The 18,494-nt window shown below is 48.7% G+C and carries 15 protein-coding genes; 10 read left to right on the forward strand and 5 right to left on the reverse strand.

Annotated features, from left to right (window positions below; genetic code table 11):
* Positions 1-320 precede the first annotated feature (320 nt).
* The 5 genes from DXZ20_RS06790 to DXZ20_RS06810 form a co-directional block, all read right to left on the reverse strand.
* Entirely contained in the window at positions 321-3,737 is a 3,417-nt protein-coding gene (locus DXZ20_RS06790) for a caspase family protein (protein WP_163697212.1), read from the reverse strand.
* A gap of 38 nt (positions 3,738-3,775) precedes the next feature.
* Complete coding sequence (locus DXZ20_RS06795; RefSeq protein ID WP_163697214.1) at positions 3,776-4,375, reverse strand: helix-turn-helix transcriptional regulator; 600 nt, start codon at positions 4,373-4,375, stop codon at positions 3,776-3,778.
* A 767-nt stretch (positions 4,376-5,142) separates the two neighbouring features.
* Positions 5,143-5,742: a Uma2 family endonuclease gene (locus DXZ20_RS06800; RefSeq protein WP_163697216.1), complete on the reverse strand. Its 600-nt coding sequence runs from the start codon at positions 5,740-5,742 to the stop codon at positions 5,143-5,145.
* Positions 5,743-5,807: 65 nt separating this feature from the next.
* Positions 5,808-6,302, reverse strand: coding sequence for a hypothetical protein (locus tag DXZ20_RS06805; RefSeq protein ID WP_163697219.1), 495 nt, complete (start codon positions 6,300-6,302; stop codon positions 5,808-5,810).
* 285 nt (positions 6,303-6,587) lie between these two features.
* Positions 6,588-7,022 carry a hypothetical protein gene (locus DXZ20_RS06810; protein ID WP_163697220.1) on the reverse strand — a complete coding sequence of 145 codons (435 nt, stop codon included), beginning with the start codon at positions 7,020-7,022 and terminating at the stop codon, positions 6,588-6,590.
* A gap of 436 nt (positions 7,023-7,458) precedes the next feature.
* On the opposite strand from DXZ20_RS06810, the gene DXZ20_RS06815 reads away from it, so the two are divergent.
* From DXZ20_RS06815 to DXZ20_RS06860, 10 genes are read left to right on the forward strand one after another with little or no spacing between them, the layout of a single operon-like run.
* A complete protein-coding gene (locus tag DXZ20_RS06815; protein ID WP_163697222.1) occupies positions 7,459-7,872 on the forward strand; it encodes a hypothetical protein in 414 nt (137 codons plus the stop codon).
* Between the two features lie 3 nt (positions 7,873-7,875).
* A complete protein-coding gene (locus DXZ20_RS06820; protein WP_163697224.1) occupies positions 7,876-8,226 on the forward strand; it encodes a hypothetical protein in 351 nt (116 codons plus the stop codon).
* Positions 8,171-10,897 (forward strand): hypothetical protein, encoded by a 2,727-nt coding sequence (locus DXZ20_RS06825; RefSeq protein WP_163697226.1) that lies wholly within the window; start codon positions 8,171-8,173, stop codon positions 10,895-10,897. Before DXZ20_RS06820 ends, DXZ20_RS06825 begins: the two co-directional genes overlap by 56 nt.
* 16 nt (positions 10,898-10,913) lie before the next feature.
* On the forward strand, positions 10,914-11,717 hold the full coding sequence (locus DXZ20_RS06830; protein ID WP_163697228.1) for a hypothetical protein: 804 nt from the start codon (positions 10,914-10,916) through the stop codon (positions 11,715-11,717).
* A 5-nt stretch (positions 11,718-11,722) separates the two neighbouring features.
* Positions 11,723-12,817, forward strand: a complete 1,095-nt coding sequence (locus DXZ20_RS06835) for a hypothetical protein (protein ID WP_163697231.1) — start codon at positions 11,723-11,725, stop codon at positions 12,815-12,817.
* An 8-nt stretch (positions 12,818-12,825) separates the two neighbouring features.
* Positions 12,826-13,575: a hypothetical protein gene (locus tag DXZ20_RS06840; RefSeq protein ID WP_163697233.1), complete on the forward strand. Its 750-nt coding sequence runs from the start codon at positions 12,826-12,828 to the stop codon at positions 13,573-13,575.
* Positions 13,572-15,155, forward strand: a complete 1,584-nt coding sequence (locus DXZ20_RS06845; protein WP_163697235.1) for a TrbI/VirB10 family protein — start codon at positions 13,572-13,574, stop codon at positions 15,153-15,155. The genes DXZ20_RS06840 and DXZ20_RS06845 overlap by 4 nt, the downstream gene beginning before the upstream one ends.
* A gap of 13 nt (positions 15,156-15,168) precedes the next feature.
* Positions 15,169-15,828 (forward strand): hypothetical protein, encoded by a 660-nt coding sequence (locus DXZ20_RS06850; RefSeq protein WP_163697237.1) that lies wholly within the window; start codon positions 15,169-15,171, stop codon positions 15,826-15,828.
* Positions 15,829-15,831: 3 nt separating this feature from the next.
* On the forward strand, positions 15,832-18,063 hold the full coding sequence (locus DXZ20_RS06855) for a hypothetical protein (protein ID WP_163697239.1): 2,232 nt from the start codon (positions 15,832-15,834) through the stop codon (positions 18,061-18,063).
* Positions 18,064-18,075: 12 nt separating this feature from the next.
* The gene (locus DXZ20_RS06860; protein ID WP_163697240.1) at positions 18,076-18,492 is read left to right on the forward strand and encodes a hypothetical protein; all 417 of its coding nucleotides are present in this window, start codon (positions 18,076-18,078) and stop codon (positions 18,490-18,492) included.
* Positions 18,493-18,494: the final 2 nt, after the last annotated feature.

Raw genomic sequence — 18,494 nt, forward strand, 5'->3', positions numbered from 1 at the left:
ACACGTCTATTCTGGTTAATACCCTTGAAATAACACAGCTAAAGATTCATCTTACTCACCTCCTAGCGAAATACTCGATGTAAGCAGCAGAAAATTAATCTCAGCTATTCTAAGCATAGCTAGAGCAACTACCCTCAAGCTAATTAAACTTCAATAGGCTATAACTTAATATTCCCAGCACTTTCAAGTTCAGGGTGGTTGCCGAAGTTGAGGGTTTCCCTAAACTTTCCACCACTGCTTATTCAGCAAATGCATTGACTTATTCTCCATGCTACAAATTAAACTTTCTTAAGCTCAATTTTTCTGATACTTAGACATTTCTAAGAGTTGATTCGATTTAGCAACTCAACTAAGCCCTTTTGCCCACTGTCTGATTGAAAGTAAGTGAAATGGTCACAAGGTACTTCAACACACACTACAGAGGAAGAAAATGCTTGGTTAATATGTTTCAAGCTGTGAGCGCTTGCGAAAAGATCGTTTGGTTGTCCGAGGAATGTGAGATCTGCTGCCCCACCAATCAATTTATTAACCAAACGCTGTAAAGTGCTTACTTGGCCTTGAGTTGCTGATTGTACTGCTGGTTTAACTGAAGCAGTACCTACCATAAGCGAGTAAGGAACCTCAGGATTAGTACTTGCCTCAAGGGATTTCAACAATTCAGAACCTGGTTGTATCTGATCTAAAGTCACATCAAATACCTCAATAGCCGCAACTAAACTACCAATAGCTCTAATGGGCCATGCCACTGGCATCAGCATATTTAACCCGATACCTAATGCTGTTGTAGCCCATGCTTGTATTGTTACCCAAGGTGTTCCGCCATTTGGCGTACCAACTAGTACTAAATGGCTGACAATTGTGTTGCCATTTTCCCGCTCAATCAGCCAACGGCCAATTAAACCACCCAGTTCATAGCCCACTACATCGAGTTTCTTTTGGTGATTTTCCCCTAATCCAACCCAATTGAGGCATTGCTTAAGCTGCCGTGTTGTTTCTTCTACAGAGGTATTAAAGCTTTCGTAGTCAAATCCTAAGACCAAATCATACTGCGCCCGAATAAACTTGGCTGCCGATTTACCAGCCTGCAAACCAGCAATCAGATTAGACGTATCTCCCAATAAGCCATGGATCACTAGTAATATCTGTTTGGCTTCAGCTACTTGAGCTTGAATCACTGACTGTTCTTTTTCATATACCACTTCATTGTTGGGGCGTAGATAGACAGCGGCTAGCTGAGGATAGTCAAATTCCAGCCCCAACTTGTTACTGAGAATTTTCTGGAAAAAGATCCGAATCGAACCACCTAAGCTACGTTCTCCCTGTCCGATGGGGGTAGGCAGCCTTTCAATCAAAATCTCCATACCATCTGGTCTACGGGACGAATGTCCTAAGGGAATAAAAAATTCACCGTCATACGCAACTGGTAGAATATGCTCTCCAGACTCCAATGGTAATTTGACCGTCAATTGTAAAGGCGTTTCAGGAGTCACGGTATGAATTGTCTCAGGAACAATTTGGTTTAACTCCAAAACACTTAATCCAGGATCACTACCTCGACTACGGGTAAAGTACACCCGTTCGCTATCATCACTATCCTGGTTAAAGATGGCCGGTAGTGTCGGCTGTTCCAAGTCGCGAGTAATCTGAGGTAAAGACGTCAACTGAGCCTTTGCCTGCAGAGATGGATGAGGATGAATGGCAACATCAGCGCCTATCTCCAAGGGAATTCCAGTGTTCGGAATCGATTTTTTGTCTGAAGGCCGTACTACAGTGAGCGTCGTTTGGCTAGTAATCCAATCATCAAAAGACTCCTCTTCTGGCTTTGTACTAACGGCACGTGTTTGCACACGCTGCATAAGACGATTGAGTAAGCCACGTTGAGAGGCTAAATTGCGAGTTGTTTCCCTTACCCGAGATGCATCTAAGTCACCCTGTTCTAATAAGCGAGGATCAAAAGCAGCCGTGCTGACAATTAACTTAAGGATGTCGCGTGTTTCAGTAACTCCCTGTCGCCAAAGTTCTTTAGGAACTGAGGCATATAGAGCCTGCCCCCCCAGTGCCCAAGCTTCTTCACCGGGCCTTAGACACACACTACCAGCTTCAAAAAAGGCTGCGCTAATAGCATACTGTTCGGTTAGGTCCAGGACAGCACAGTAAAGTACCTGTTCACTCGTATTAGTTAGCTTTAGTTTAAATTTGGGTTGTTGCCATCGGCCATTTTGGTATTTATAGGCAAGCACCACCTGTGATGTCTGAACTTCTTTTTCATTTTCATAGATTTGCAATTGGATTGCATCTGCTGGAATTTGGCTGGTGGCTGGGCTACTCAGTTTTGATACAGTAATCCACCGAGCTATATGCTCTAGTCGCTGAACTACCTGATCCGCTACGGTACGATTAAATCCAGTGAGTTCTCTAACAAGAGGATGGGTACTAGCAGGTTCTGTAATCCAATATTGATTATTCTTTGCCAGAACTTGAAGCTGGGCTTCGGAAGCGTCTAATGCTGCCCTAACATACAGCGATGACTGGCCAGCGTTTGCCTCTGACAAAGCAGCCTGTAGTAATGCTATGCCTATTTCATCCCCTACAAGTCTGATATCTAGAGGAACCAGGGGTAAATGAGTAATTACCGCCTTAAATACTTTATTAGTTTGCGTAGCATCGATTCCTTCAATACTGAGAAAACTAAGTTGTGGTAAAACCTGAGTGACCTGGGCTACACCAATGGCTTCAGCAGGTTGAGATAACTTATGATCAGGACTATCAAAACGAAACAAAGCCAGGCAAACTGTTTCACTGTTCTCAGGTGCAGGAATACCATGAACTTCACCAGCATCCATAATCCAACCGTAGGTTGAGTGATGAGAAACCGTTAAGAAAGTCCGCTTGTGGCTAACAGAATTAGCTAGGAAAATACGATCTAAATCCTCGGAGTGTGTTGCTTCCAGTTGAGGGGACTGCTCAGGTACCTGACCTCGAATTAAAGCATCAGTGCGCTTAAAAACCTCTCGGTAGGTGAGTGATGAGTTAGCGTGCTGTAACGTTTCCAATAGAAAATACGAAAAGGCTCCACGCTTTTTAGAGGTATATTCTTTGGCAGTCTCAAAATCCCGACAGGCTGATAACAATATGTGCCTTCCTTGAAAAGGAAAACTTGTTTTGGATCTTTCTAGGTCTTGACTTTGGGTTAAAGGAATTAGTTCCTGTGGGGAATATAAGTAGCTATCTAGTGCCCGTGGACGCTGGTCGGGCTCAATACGACGGACATTAAGAGGACGACTACCTGAACCAGAATGGCAACAATCTAAGATGATTGTAATCTGGGGATCATTGTAGGCAACTTCTGAGATTAGTTTTCCCAACTCTTTATCTGTAAGATCTCGGGCTCCGTCAAGACGGCTATCCCAACAAACTAGCGTCTCATTCATGCGATCGGGTTCTATAGTCCAAAAAGCTTCATGAGTGACTTCTTGAGCTCCATGACCACTAAAAGCAAATAATACAATGTCGTTCTGAGTTGCCTGGACTAGATGCTGACGAAAGGCCTGAATAAGCGATTCTCGGGTGGCCTCTTGATCCTTAAGGGTGAGTAAATGTAGTTCAGTACCTTCTTGAGCTGCTTTGTCCTCAAGATAAGTGGCCATTGCCTCTACATCCTGGACTGCACCGCTCAAACGAGGGATTGGAGCAGGATAGTCGTTAATCCCTACCAATAATGCATAGAGGCTAGCCATAATTTTTTACTGGTTACTCGACATTTTTCTAATCAGTTTTAAGCACACAGCTGTACAACTTCTCGTTTCGCAAAAATGCTTTTGAGGTGCCTTTTTACAGTGTTGTGACTGATATATAGCCTTTGAGCGATTTGCTCATATCTATACCCCTTACTCCGTAAGAGCCAAACCTCAGTTTCACGTTGAGTGAGTTGGTAATGCTTGGCTTCAAATAATGCGGTTTGGTGTGTTACACGGCTTTGATCCTCCAAATTTATGAGTAGTAAAGGTTCTGAAAATGTTTTTGTAGATATCCAAGATACTCGGATTCTTATACTGGGGAATAGTGATGTTTGACAAATAAAATCACTGATATGGGTTAGGTCTTCAGTGCGGTAGCATACGTTCATAAAAGTCTGGCATACTTCCCATATTACAGATGCAATTTCCTTCGATTGTGGCTCCAAAGTCATAAGTTGACTGTTAATCCAATGGGCATACGGATTGCTATAGAAACAATTACCTTCACAGGTTGTCACTAATATGCCTTGGGCAATATTTCCCAAAATATCTGCTACGTGAATTTCAGATGGGTTGTTTGCTCCTCCTTGAGCGAGATTTGTAGGTGCAGAGTGAAGAGATAAGGGTTCAGTTACCATGCTTAACCTCCTAATCAAAGCTTTTGATTGCAAGAACCCTTACAACCTAATTAGATAAACGTCCCCTAACCAACGCTGCTACTAAGATTGCTAAAAGATTTATTCTATATATGTTTCAGACCTTATCCCCCAACTATAACCTCATAGTTTCCCCAAACTTTTAATCAACTGTCTAGCAAACTGTTTAAGTTCTCATAACGTCTACACATTAGTTCCACTATAAGGAAAGCATTGAAAACTTTAAATTACCCTAAAGGGTACTTATCTTTAAGTCCATGAAGGAGCTAGACAGTCTTATGCCAGTGGTCGTATTGTCGCTACTGACAACTCGATAATTTGCTAAAGAAAAATAGCACCGTGATAGTAGAATCTAAAGGGCTTACAAAAATTTACTTAAAGATAAACTCTCTACTATTAGTAAAAGCCCTTCTAAACTAATTAGAAGAAATTTTCTTACTCAAATCTGCTGTTGAAGCTTTTTAAAGCTTCAACAGCAGATTTGAGCTGTTTCCCTACCCATGACTTGATAGTCACCTCGAACTTTTATCTTTTATCTTTTATCTTGCTATACGATAGGCATCTTATCCTCTTACACGAGAAAAGCTCCAACCTGTTAGTAATGTAATCTCAGTATTAACTATAGCGATATCATTGCAAATGAGTGTTCTTCTGTTACCTGTTATTTTGTCGTTCAATCTTCGCCATTCTTACGTTTCAGGTTAGTGATATTTTCACTGCTCACCCCAATGTACGGTTCAAACTTTGATTTATTCCTCTGATGCTAGGATTTGGTCAACAGTCAGTGCAAATTCTGGAAATGTTATACAAGGAACAACTTTTCCCTGCAAATACTCAGTCTTCTGATAAATCCCATCTGTGAGCTTAAGAACAATAATTTTTGGTCCCTTGCCCCGTAAACAATATTTAGCTGGAATTTGTCCTCGATAATCGACAATCCAATATTCCTCAACCTTTAGAGCCTCATACTCTTCTTGTTTATCAACCAAATCCGTACTCCAGTTTCCAGAAGCAATCTCCACAACAAATTTAGGAACAGTCCGAATTCCTGGTTTACGATCTTCTCGTCGAGTAGGGGACCGATCAATCACCGCCACATCAGGCCGTCGCCCTCGCACATTATCAATCATCAGCGCATTACGCTTACGCACCGAGTAGCTCAGCTTATTTCGCCGATACTGGAGTTCAAACATAAACGACAAGAACTCAAGAATTTCCTCATGCCAATCATCCGGTTCAGGCATTAGCAGTAACCTACCACCGACTAACTCATACTCATGGAGTTCGTTGCCATCTTCAAAATCAACAAACTCCATAAACGATAAGGGACGCGTAATGGCTTGGGTCATAGCAATCAAAGCCTCTAGCAATAGCCATGCGATAGCCCTATCTTAGCCTTTAGAGCCAGCAGAAATCATCTACCCAGATCGGTCAAGCCAGACGGTAGATCGCGGGTTACGTCACAGTAGTAGCCGTCTTCATAACCCTGCCCAACCCGATAGAGTATGGCTTCCCTATCAGCCTCAAGTACAACCCTCAATCGCTCCCAGGTTTCAGGCTGATACTGCCCCCGTTGGTCAGCCCGCCAGATCACTGTCCGATTCAAAATTTGCCTGACTTCAGCCAGCAGTGGCCAGCCACATTCCGGCTCAATCACATCACTTTCCCACACCTCAGACATTAGCTGTGCGGCGTCCGATGCTAAGCCTTGTGGCTGTGGTGCTTGAGGTAATCCAATGGCTGTCGTCATTTTCAGGTCAGACCACCATGCCCACCATTCGGTACGGTGGGTTAGTGCTACATCAGACGCATATAAGATCTTCTCAGCAGGTGTTCCATCCAACACTGCCAGTCGTAACGCATCAGCCCAAGTAAGCGCGACATACCGTCGCGTCCGATACCGCTCCATAAGCACTCCAATCCCCTATCCAGCGATTGGAGTGCTCCATCTACACGGGCAAACGCCTATGGCTGGCCGAAATCGAGACCCATGAATCAGATAAGCACTGACCATTTCAACGTGACTCTTCAGGACAATCAGCTAACAAAAACGTCCGTAACCTAGTCCCCCGATTCCGTCAAAATGCTTGTCTAATATCAATCGTAGCTGACAAACAAACTGTTACGGCTATTTCTTACTGCTTGCCGAAAGACCCATATCCGGATTTATCCTTATTTGAAGGTTAATAAATAACTAGGTCAAACCACTGCTGGCATCAATTTCCGCTTCCATCCGTGCAATGGAGCGCTCATAAACCCTGAGCCCCAGTAAAACCAACCGCACTAGCATCTGGTCCGGGTTCCGCTGACTGGCGGCTGCTAACTCCTCAATCCGTTCCGTTGGAATGTGTTCATTAAAGAGCAGCAGATTTGCTTCCAACTCATGCACCAGTCCGCGCCGATTCTGCTGAGCATTTTCCCGAAGCTGCTGCCCCATAGGCGATGTCAGCACTAGCTCCAGCAATTCCACCAAAAACGGAGACCGCTTCTTATTCCCCTCCGCCTCACACTGAGCATTGATCTCAGCCAGTAGCTCAGTACTCATGTAGAACGTCGGTCGGCACCCTGCCTCTTGAGCGTCATCATCGCTCGCTTTTGCACGTTTCCCAGACGAGGCAGACTCTACCATCAGATATTTGTTTCCAAAGATTTACCTTTATCCTACCCCTTAGGACTTTGAGAGCATCATTACCCATATCAGCTTTATAGAAGCACTAAGGTCTTTACAAAGAACCATAAAGCCGATATAGATTTCCTTAATCCCTAAAACGTAGTACTTTACCTGTCTAGATTCCTACAATATCTGAACCTGAACAACTGCAGGTGATTGGGAGCAATCATCACACATTGCTTCGTAACCTTTGATAAACAATCCTTAAGTAAAGCCAAAGAATAGGTTCTATTCTGTAGACTTCGATCAGTATTACTAAGTAGTACTTTTTATGATTTAGTGCTACTCACCCATGTCCTGAAGTGATCACTTGTCATCTCACGGACACACCACCACACCGTGTCAAGGTTCTATCTACCGACTTCCAGGCAATTCCATTTACAGGAGTCGGACCATGATTCAACGTTCATTACGATTCAATGTCCCAGCCTTAGGGCATTTTCCATTCGCTCATTTGAATGCTCGCTTTAGTCGCCTGAGTCGCTGGCGCATGATGGGCATTCTCGGCGGTATTCTGTTGTTCGCATTTATCATTTTCCAGGCCAATCCCGCCTTTGCTCAACTATTTGGCACCGCAGAAGATCAGGCCCAAACCATCTTTGGTCAATACATTGACCAGGGCATCATTGATTTCCTATTCGGCATGTTGCGCATTGTCGTCTGGATTTCGGCAGTGGGCTTTGTCTTCTTCGCCATCTACCAGGCCCAGCGGGGAGAACAATGGCAACCCCTCCTCCAAAATGCCTTCATTATTATCGCTGCGGTGGTTGTGGTCGAAGGCTTAAGTCAATTGTTCTTTGGCGTATAGCCCATGGTCGAGGACTCTAACCTGTTCTGTCCCATTAACCAAAGTATTGGACAGACTCCCAGCCTCGGCCCCATTCCCTCCAATCTCCTTGCCCCCAGTGGTGCCATACTTGTTGGCTCCTATGTGCTGATCCAGGTGGTTCTGCAGCTCGGCTTTAGCCTCTTTCTTTTGGCCAGCGCCTGGGGCATGAGTACCTGGTGGATAGTAGTGGGCGAGAAGACCTGGAAATTCACCCATACGTTCGTGCCGGTTCCCGACTGGAATCGGGGACATGTGGTCTATCAACCGCACTTACACCATGAGCACAACCAAACAACGCATCGGGGCTCAACGCTACCGATTCAAACCCTTTGAAGATGAATCTCACCTGGAGTGTATCTGTCGCCTCCAGGTGAGAGACCGGGATGTGGGAGCCTATCTGCTGAACTATCGCAATCAGCTCAGTTTTGTCTTTGGCTTTCAAGCAGTAGGTATTCACACCCTGCTAGCAGACGGCCAAGCAGAGACTGTTTTGGCGCGTTTAGAATCGGGGCTTCAAGGCTTTCGACCGGGAGATCGGCTACGGATTCATTTACGATCAATCGGTATCGATCACCAACGACAGCAAGAACTCTCAGATCGCATAGAGTCCACCTCAACGTTGGAATCTCAGTTTCTATTGCTGGCTCAACAGCGGGCAACTCGTGACCGTACAGCCACAGGACAACGGCAACCCAAACATCTTTACCTGTTTGCCACCTATGTTTTAGAACCGGGCAAAGAAGCCCGCTCAGATCGACTGGAGCAGGCCCTTGCCTGGATTATCAGTCGGTACGACACCTTTAAAGGGCTTAAGCAAGAAAAAGAATCTCAGCACTATCAGCAACTATTGAATCAAGCCTTTACCGATGGGTATCTCCATTGGAAACAACAGCTTAATAGTCGCATGGGCTTACAGGCTTCACCCATGGATGCCGATGCTCTCTGGAGCTATCTCTGGACTCAGTTCAACCAGTCTGCTGCTCCGCCTGTCCCCCAGTGCCTCACCCTGAGCGATCAGACGGGGCAATTATCCCTTCAAGAAACCGTCACCGTTCCCCTCCATGCCAGTTCTGTCTTGATTCGGGGAGAACATGGCCATCCCACTCACCCAAAAGCAGATCGGCAGTGGGTGCGCGTCAAAGGTAAATGTATCGGTGCTGTTGTCCTGGAATCGAAACCCGCAGGTTTTACCTCCCCTGAGCATCAGCTCTACTACCTGTGGCAGGCACTCTCTCAATTTGCCGATTACGACTGTGTTTGCGAGCTAGCGGCAGCCGACCGGACCATGACCCGCATGAGTCTCCAGCGACTTACCCGACAGAATATGACCGCCACGTTCCGAGCCAATTTACTCAAAGATGTGGATGTGGCCTCCCAAATGCGGCTGAAGCAGGGGGTGGCTGCCCAAGAAAAAATCTACGAAGGAGCCTTACCCATCTGGGTCAGTGTCGTCGTCTTTCTCCATCGCAATAACCCCACTGAACTGAGTGAAGCTAGCCAGCAGTTGACCAATGCCTTCCACCAGGGAGATTTCATTCGAGAAACTGAAGTCGCCTGGCAGCTGTGGCTCAGGTCGCTTCCCATTGTCTCTGGCTGGTTACTGGAAGATGGTCGTAGACAGCTCTATCTTACCCATGAAGCCCCCGGACTGATGCCCGTGGCCTTTCCTCGTGCGGTAGATAGTCGAGGGATTGAACTGATCACCCATCAGGGTCGGATGCCCATTCAAATCGACTTTGCTCAAAAGCATCGTGGCATCCTGATCTTTGGTGAAACCCGCAGTGGTAAATCAGTTCTGGCCGCTGAAATCTTTGTCTGGGCCATTGCCTGTGGCATGAACGTGATTTCCCTGGACTATCCCAAACCGGATGGCACCACCACCTATACCGACCTGGTGAAGTTCTTTGGTGACCAGGGAGCCTACTTTGATATCGGCTCTGAATCCAACAACCTGTTTCAAATTCCAGATCTGCGCCACCTGGATGAAAAACAACACCAGGAACGGTTAGACGACTACAAAGAATTTCTCGTCAAAGCTCTGGACACCATGGTGATGGGGACCGAAACCGAGAATCAGCTCGGCAAACGAGTCCATACATTGCTATGGCAGGGGCTGGCAGAGTTCTTTACCGATAACGCTATTCTCAGCCGGTATGATGCCGCTTTTGACGACGGCTTTGGCAGTAACGCCTGGCAACAAATGCCCACCCTGGCTGACTTTGTTGAAACCATCGCCGGTCTGAAACTGGAGGTAAATTCTCCCTTAATCCAGGAAGCTTTAGCCACCATTTTGTTGGAATTGCGGGGTTGGTTATCCAGTCGGGTGGGTCGAGCCATTTCGAAACCCTCCACTATCCGTACCGATGCTCAGCTCACCGTCTTTGCCCTACGCAATGTGGGCGACAACATTGAAGCGGCTGTACTGGCCCTATCGGCTCAGTCCATGGCTTTTCGACGAGCCCTGGAAGTGTCTGACTCACTACTGGCCATTGATGAAAGTCCGATTCTGTTCAAGTACAACGGCATCGCCCAGATTATTGGCCAGGTCTGCGCCAATGGAGCCAAGTCCGGCATTCGTCCCCTGATCATCGGCCAGGACCCGGACACCATTGCCAATTCAGTTGCCGGGTCTCAAATTCTCCAAAACCTCAATACCCGCTTTATCGGGGCCATCCAGCCCAACGCCCTACCTTCCTACGAAACCCTGTTTGGCTACTCACCCCAGGTGCTGATGCCCAATACCGATGAAGCGTTTCGTATTGATCCAGTGCAAATCTGTTCTCACTGGCTAGTCGATGCGGATGCTCGACTCACACCCTGCTCTCACTATCCTTCTCCTGAACTACTCGCCGCTGTTGCCAACAACCAAAAAGAACAAAGGGCTCGACAGCGAGTACTGGCCCAACATGACAACAAGTTCGCAGGCTATGCGGCCTTTGCTCAAGCCTATGTCCAAACCGTGCGAGCAGGCCAGTCCATGGATCAAATTTCTCCCAATCCTTAACCCCTAGGAGGTTCCCATGACACCCAAAAAACGACGCTGGCGATGGTTACTGATTGGCACTGGCACCCTGGTGCCGGTAATTACCATTGGCACCGCTGCCGCATCCTTGTTGCCCGGTGGATTACCCGATGGCTGGCATCAAGGTGTATTGGATACCTATCTCAATCCGTTGGAACAACTTGTCGGCCAATGGCAGCGAGCAGATCCCATCCGAGAAACCATTATGGAAACTGCCTTGGGTGTGTTGTGGGAAGATCTCAAAGGCAGTACCCAAACAGAGATTCCAGATCCCTACAAAGTACGTACGGCTGAGGGTGTGACGGGAGCTGGAGTACTCACCACCAGTCCTGTCGTTCAACAGCGTGATCTGGGCAATCTGGTAGACCAGGAAATGGCCAGATCGTTAGCGGCTCCGGTTATCGGCGAAGAAGGTAACACCTGGCTAGAAGAATCGGCCCAGCGTACAACAGATCTGGTCAATCAGAGCATACAACAAACAGAAGAAGTGGTCTCACTGGCAGACAGTGCTCAGGGCATGAGCGTCACCCAGGATGTGATGAAACAAAGTGCCCAGATTGATGCCGAAATTGCCAAGCTGCTGACTCAACAAACTCAGCTGACGGCTGATAATCACACCACACTGTTACAGCTCCAACAGCTGCAGGGCATTGTGGCCCAACTTGCTGCTGACACCAGTGAGGGTATTGACGAATCCAATCGACGGGAGCGACTGGAACGTCAGGTATCCATCTCCGGTTCTGCCCAGTCACCTATCTATCTGCCTGGTGTGCTGGGCACCCAGACTTCATCAGAGGAGTAATGCCCATGACTGCCCATGTCCTGGCCCAGGTAACCGGGGGCCTTAGCATTATCGAAGATAGTATCCAGCAGCTTGAGGCCGTTCAGCAAGCATGGGATGATCGCTGGCAAGAGATTTTTACTCAGTCCAATGGTCTCTATCTCGGCATCAACCAGTTTGCAGCAATCATTCTGGTGGGCACCTTTATCTTCTTTGCCGTAGGCTGGGTTAAGGATGCCATGGAGCGAGGCATTTTTCCGGCACTCCCCCATGTGCTCTGGATGCTGCTGATCGCAGTGCTGTTGTTTGATAATGGCTCCCTGCTTGGGTCAGTCACTCTGGGATTGCGAGATGTGATCAATGCCCAAACTCAGGTAGTGCTATCGGTGCAGATTGGCGAAGTCTCCATGGTGGAGGCCCTCAACGATGTGATTGTTTCCCAGCAAGCCAAAGCATTGATTCAACGAGAATATGCCGACTGTGATGCTAAGGAAGGGCAGGCCCAGATTGATTGCTTTTTAGATGCCGGTGAACGGGCACAGCAAACCCTGGAGCAGGAGTATCGCCGTAACGGATTTTGGAGTGCCGGACTCCAGCGACTGTCCCAGCGGTTGCGACAAATTGGTGAGCAGATTCAACAGGACTACCAGGATGGCTCACCACCTGCTGGAGGAGATCCGTTGGGTGATTTTCTAGTTCATAGCCTGGTGCAAACCGGCAGTCATGCTCTAGCTGAACACATTCTCAAGGGTTGGCAGTGGGCCTTTGCCAACATTCTAGAGCTGGCCATGTTGTTGACAGGGCTGATGGGACCGATTGCCGTAGCAGGCTCAGCCGTTCCTCTACAAGGCCGACCGTTGTGGGCCTGGTTAACCGGTTTCTTCAGTTTGGGTATGGCCAAATTCTCCTACAGCGTCATTGTCGGTCTTGCTGCCACCGTTGTTGTTACCGCTGAGGTTCAGACCCAGAGTGATTTTGGTTTTCTTCTACTCATCAGTGTACTGGCTCCGGTATTGGCTCTATCCATTGCTGGGGGAGCCGGAATGGCCGTCTTTCGCGGCATCTCCGGTGGTGTTACCCGCATTATCGCCATTGGTTCATCGACTCTGCCGTTACCCTAAACCGCACCATGCAATTTAGCGATCTCACCCGTCGTGGGCGACTCCCTAGACTGGATTCCACCGATATTCTGCCACTGGCCTTTGCCGGACTGTCAGCAGGTGTTGTCGTTCTGACAATTGCGCTGCTCTGGCTGGCTGTTTCCTTTTCCAAACTGGCCAATAAACCATCTCCCACCCTGGTGCAGCAGGTGGATGGCCGTGCCTTTACCGTGAGACCTGCCGATGTTCACTATCGTGAACCGGAAGTCATTCGTCGGGTGGTATCTGACTGGGCGGTGATGACCTTTACCTGGGGTTCCATACCGGGTAAAGAAACGGAGACACTTGAAGAAGAAGGCATCAAAGTTAAAAGCACAGACAGGGTCACCGAATCTGCCTGGGAAGCCGGGTTTCTGTTGTCTAGTGACTTTCGTGATGTCTTTCTGGCTCAGCTGGCCACCGAGATTATTCCAGATGCCGTCTTTGATGGTCAGGTTTCAGCGGTGATTATCCCTCAAGAAGTCTCACTACCTCAGGTCGTGAATGAGGGCCTATGGCAGGTGGACCTGATTGCCACACGCATTGTCTTTGATGACACCAATCCATCTGGTACCACGATTCCGTTTAATCGACGGTTCTATGTGCGGGCGATTGAGCCGCCTAGAAAACCCCTAATCAAAAATGCATCGGACTATCAACAGGTGGTGTATCGCCTGCTGGAAAGCGGCTTACAGATCGATGAAATTCGACCCATTCATGGAGAGGAGATCAGCCAATGAGTGATGAACCGACCCTGGAGAGTTTACGGGAGATGACCGGGGCACCCAACCTGGAAGAACCCCTGGTAAGTGAAACTGCCTTTGATGCGGTGGAGATGAAATCAGAACGACCGGCCTGGAAGATGCCGGGGCCAAAACTGATGGCCGTAGCTCTAGCTCTGGTGCCCGTCTTTGGTGTAGCTGGGTATTTTCTGGTGGCACCAAAGACCGATAAAACTGATGTAGAAGCTTCTAAAGCCTCAACGGATACGGAGGTAGCTAATGAGATACCCAGTATCACTGAGGTAGCCTTAGAAGAATCTCGTAACGAGGTTGCTCGGTTGAAATCCAATATGGCCTTGAGTGATCAGGCGTATGTTCAACAACAATCTCAGGAAGCTGTTAAACCGAAGTCTTCATCTACACCGACAACGACACCCACGCCCGCACCACCCCAGGTAACCACTAAGCCTCCTGCAAGTTCCGCTCCCGTTGTTAGTGCCAGTCCACGACCAGCTCCGGTTATTGATTATCGACCTACCCCGAGACCTACACCTGCGGTGACAGCGGCTGCTTTACCTCGTTTCTCAGACACAGATCCCACCGAACGTTGGCAAACACTGGCTCGCCTGGGTAGCTACGGCACAGTTCCACCGATTGAACCCACAGAGCAAACAGAAACTATCGATGGAGGCAATGCAATCGACACCATTCCTGTGGCCGAGATTTCTCCTCACTCGGTAATGGCTACCGTGCCAACACAATCATCCCCTGATCCTGAAGAACCAGAGCCAGAAATCATTCCAGAAGAACCGGCACCGTTAGAACTATCCGAACCTATTCTGGTGGCAAACACACAATCATCTATTCCTGAAACGTTGCCACTCGAAAATACTCTCCAGACCCAGGTTTCTCCTGAGATTTTGAGCGATGCCGAAGCTCGCATTCTTGAAGAACCACTCCAGCCACCATCGCTGATGTCAGGCACCTATGCCGCTGGAGAATTGACTACTCCAGTTGTTCTCAATGAGTCTGAACAATCCGGTCGTTACGTGGTGCGTCTGAATGAGCCTCTGATGGATAACCGAGGACGACCTGCCATTCCCAGTGAAAGCGATCTCACGGTTGAAGTGGAACCTGTGGGGGATGATCGGCTGGTGGAAATATCAGCGGTATCTGCTACCTGGCAAGAGGGCAACAATCAACAAGAAATTCTTCTACCTGATGCCGTTGTCCAGATTCGGGGTGCCGATGGTCATCCACTGATTGCACAAGGGTATAGAGATCCGGGTGGTGAGATTGCAGCCCTTGATGCCAGTGAAGTGGCGTTAGGCGCTGTTCGCAGAGCATCAGAACTCTACACTCGGCCTAATACCCGTGTTCAAACCAATGACAACAGCACTGTTGTGACAGAAGAGAATCCAGACCCCAATGTCTTAGCGGGTGCTTTGGAAGGCGGCACGGATGTGTTGCTAGACATTCTTTCTGAACGAAATCAACAGGCCAGGGATGCTATCGCCCAACGGCCTCAGGTGTTGTACCTGGAGGAGAACACTCCTGTGCAGGTGTTTGTAAATGCCTCAATGCAGTTGCCCATGTAGCGGGAGGTGGATAATGCGGCATTTGATAAAGCTATCGATGGCTCTATTGCTCTGGGGACTGGCCCGACCTGCCATGGCCCAGACTCGTGCGGTTGAAATGCCTGAATCGAGAGCCATTAATGTGGAATTACATCGGGGTCATGGGGTGACTCTGAATTTTCGTCCTCTGGATACCACCATTCAGCGAGCCTGGTTAGATGATCTTTCAAAAGTCACCGTAGATTTTGATGATCCCAGATGTGGTGTGGTGGGAACTTCAGAAGGCTGTGCCGCAACTGTAATCCATCTGCGACGGATTCATCCCATTGAGTTTCCCGATTTACCGGCCACAGCTACAACAACTCTCACAGTCCTCACCAACACTGATATCTATACGTTTCAGCTGAGTTTCCCGGATGGTGGAGTGCCTGACTATTCCGTTCTGGCTCTGCAACAGGAACAGCCTCCTGAGCTATCGGATAATCCCACACTCACCGCAGTCACACAAATTGAACAGGGGCTACAGGTGGCGCAAATCCGTCGCCTGATCTCACCCAGCGATCCCCTATGGTCACGGATTCAGACTTGTTTGCAGCTGATGCGAGATGGTGTCGCCATAGCGGATGCGGCTCAACGAGCAGGCGTCTCACCAGATTTGCTCGCTCGGCTGATGGAATTTGGGACAAGGAGGTAGACAATGCTAACTCCAATCTTGATAACAGTACGAAATTTTCTGATCATAGTTGTCGTTACTCTAGCCGTATGGCTACTGTCGGGTGCGATCAGCACCGCTCAGGATTATGGAATTCCCACAGTGGGTGTCACCTGGGAGAACCAATATGGTCAGATCCCTGATTGGTCACAGCTGACATTTCGTACACTGCCACCCATTCTCTCCGATGGTGCGTTTGATGCTCCGTCAGAAATGAATGATGCCCTCAACTATGACCTTTCTCGGGTATGGCAGGCAGGGCAGACTGCTGACACCTATCTGAAGCTAGGAGACTTTCAAACCAGCCTTTATCTCCAGCTATTTAATCTCTATTCGGTTGCCCAACTCACCCAGTTAGATCTTGAGCAAGTAGCCCTGGGAGCCCTGGAGATGGTTGCATGGCAAAGCCTGGATGATCTGGTAACCGCAATTCCAGGACTGGGCAATTTTGAGCTTGGTGCGGTTCCACCGATTCAGGAACTGATTGCAAGTCGTTGGCCAGGAACACCGGGATTTAACCCTCAGGCCAATGACACGATTGCAGAACTACTGGGTGAGTATCCAGCACTGGGACAGTTAAACCTGGGTGACCTGGGCGATCAGCTAAACAGTTTTGCGATCACCGATATTCCGGGTCTCGACACTGTCCCCCTGCAGAACTTCACCGACTGGGGCAATAGCACTCTGGGTGGAGTTCCGGGTTTAGCTGATGTCCCCTTTGACCAGATGCCCAACCCCATTGGGTCAGTGGGACTCCTGGGTCAGGTGGATGTAGCTTATGGACCTGCAGAACAATCACGACAGAATACAATTTCAGGCAGCTACCAGGCGGGCTTTAACGTGGCCTGTGAGACTGACTGCGCCCATGTGGAACTGACGGCCAGTCCTGCAGTGCACGGTAAGCAATGGATTTCGGGTAAATACCAGGAAGTGCGCGGGGGTGAAGGTATTCTGGGCCAGGTCAATGGCGGCAAAGAACCGACCGGCAGGCATCCCTTTGGCAAGGTGGCCAAGGTTGTTGTCTGGGATGTGGATGAATCAACAGGAACCGTCAGTACAGCGTTGTTTTTCCGCATCTGTAAGCGAGGTATCCCGGACCTGGGTTGTACACCTTACTTTATCGGGCCGGTTCCTTTCCTCAGCTATAGCGAAACCACGATGATGCTGGTGGGCCTGTTAGACGGTCAAGGTGGCAGTAGTTCATCTGCGTCTTTACCCACTGAAGTTTTAGATCAGGCAAGGCAATTCGGCATTCCCACAGAGGCATTGCCGGGATTTACCAGCGATGGCTTTGGTCTGTGTGGCGATGGTCCCGGCGGGGTGGATTATTCGGCTCTAGCCGCTGCATTCTCCAGTATTGAAGGCCATTACGATTCTGTGGGTGCCTATGTCTGTGATGGCGATGGCAACTGTGGTCGTGGGTTAGGTCGCTATCAGTACATGAGCTACCGCAGCGATGTGCGATCAATCATCCGACAACAGTCTGGTGGAGCAGCATTTCTAGCAAAAGTCGATTCGGGTAGTGCGATCAGCAACGCTGAGATTGATCGGTTCTTTCCATCCACCAGTCAGGATGGCATTTTCAAACAAGATCAGAATCGCAATATTGCCCAGGCTCAACAAGAAGGCTTTTCCGGTGGTCGTCTGATTGAACGGGTAGGCCAGATTCACTTTGGCGGACCAGGAGCCAAGATTGATGGGGGATCCTCCGATGTCCACGGACGGCTGACGCTCAAAAGCTATGGTGAAACGCTACGCCAGAGCTATGAGACTGCGCTGGTATCAGGGGGCGGCAAACGCTGTGCTAAGCAAACAGGTGGGGATTTAAACCAGCACATCTTCCAATCTATGGGAGAGATGGGTCGGTTTGATAGTTCGTCTGGTCCCGATGGTGGCAATCTGGCCTGTGCATGGGCAGTGAACCGAGTGCTGGCGAATGCTGGTATTCAGCCGGTGGGTGCCAATACCAACTATGTGCCCTCTGTTGAAGCAGATTTACGAGCAGGCCGAGGCACCCAGATTAGCCAGTCCCAGGCAGCTCCCGGTGACATTGTGATTGCTTCTACAGCAGGCCATATCGGCATTTGTATGAACCAGGGTTGTACCCAGGTGAGATCTAATTCCTCCAGTCGTGCCCGGTTTACCTGGGATTCGGACATTAACTTTGCCGGTGTCTACGGGGCTGGTCAAAGTCGTATCTATCGTTTGAAAAATTAGGAGAGTTTCATCATGAGCTTAAAACACTATCGTCTATGGACTATTCTCGTTTTCACTATTCTGCTGGTGGTGATCAGCAGTCCAACCGTGAACGGGATCACCCCTCCAAACCAGCCAATTCAAATTGCTCAGGCCATTGAAGATCCCGCAGAACAGGTCAATCAAACGACTCTGGATTATCTTCTAGCCGATGTCACTGAACCGACCCAACAACCCTCAGTTACTCGCACAACCATCGTTGAAACCTATGCTCTGACTACCTGGCAATGGGGAGAGACCGGTGGTCAAACAGTATTGGAACTTACTGACGAAACCTGGCAGGTGCTTGTGTCAGGGGGCGGTGCTGTAGATGCTGCCACATTAGTTAGCTTTGGCGTACCAGCTGATATTGCTGAACAGTTGATGGCCCAGGATGCTGCGGGAGACTAGCC

The organism is Adonisia turfae CCMR0081, from assembly GCF_011009555.1.
GTDB classification, from domain to species: domain Bacteria; phylum Cyanobacteriota; class Cyanobacteriia; order Phormidesmidales; family Phormidesmidaceae; genus Leptothoe; species Leptothoe turfae.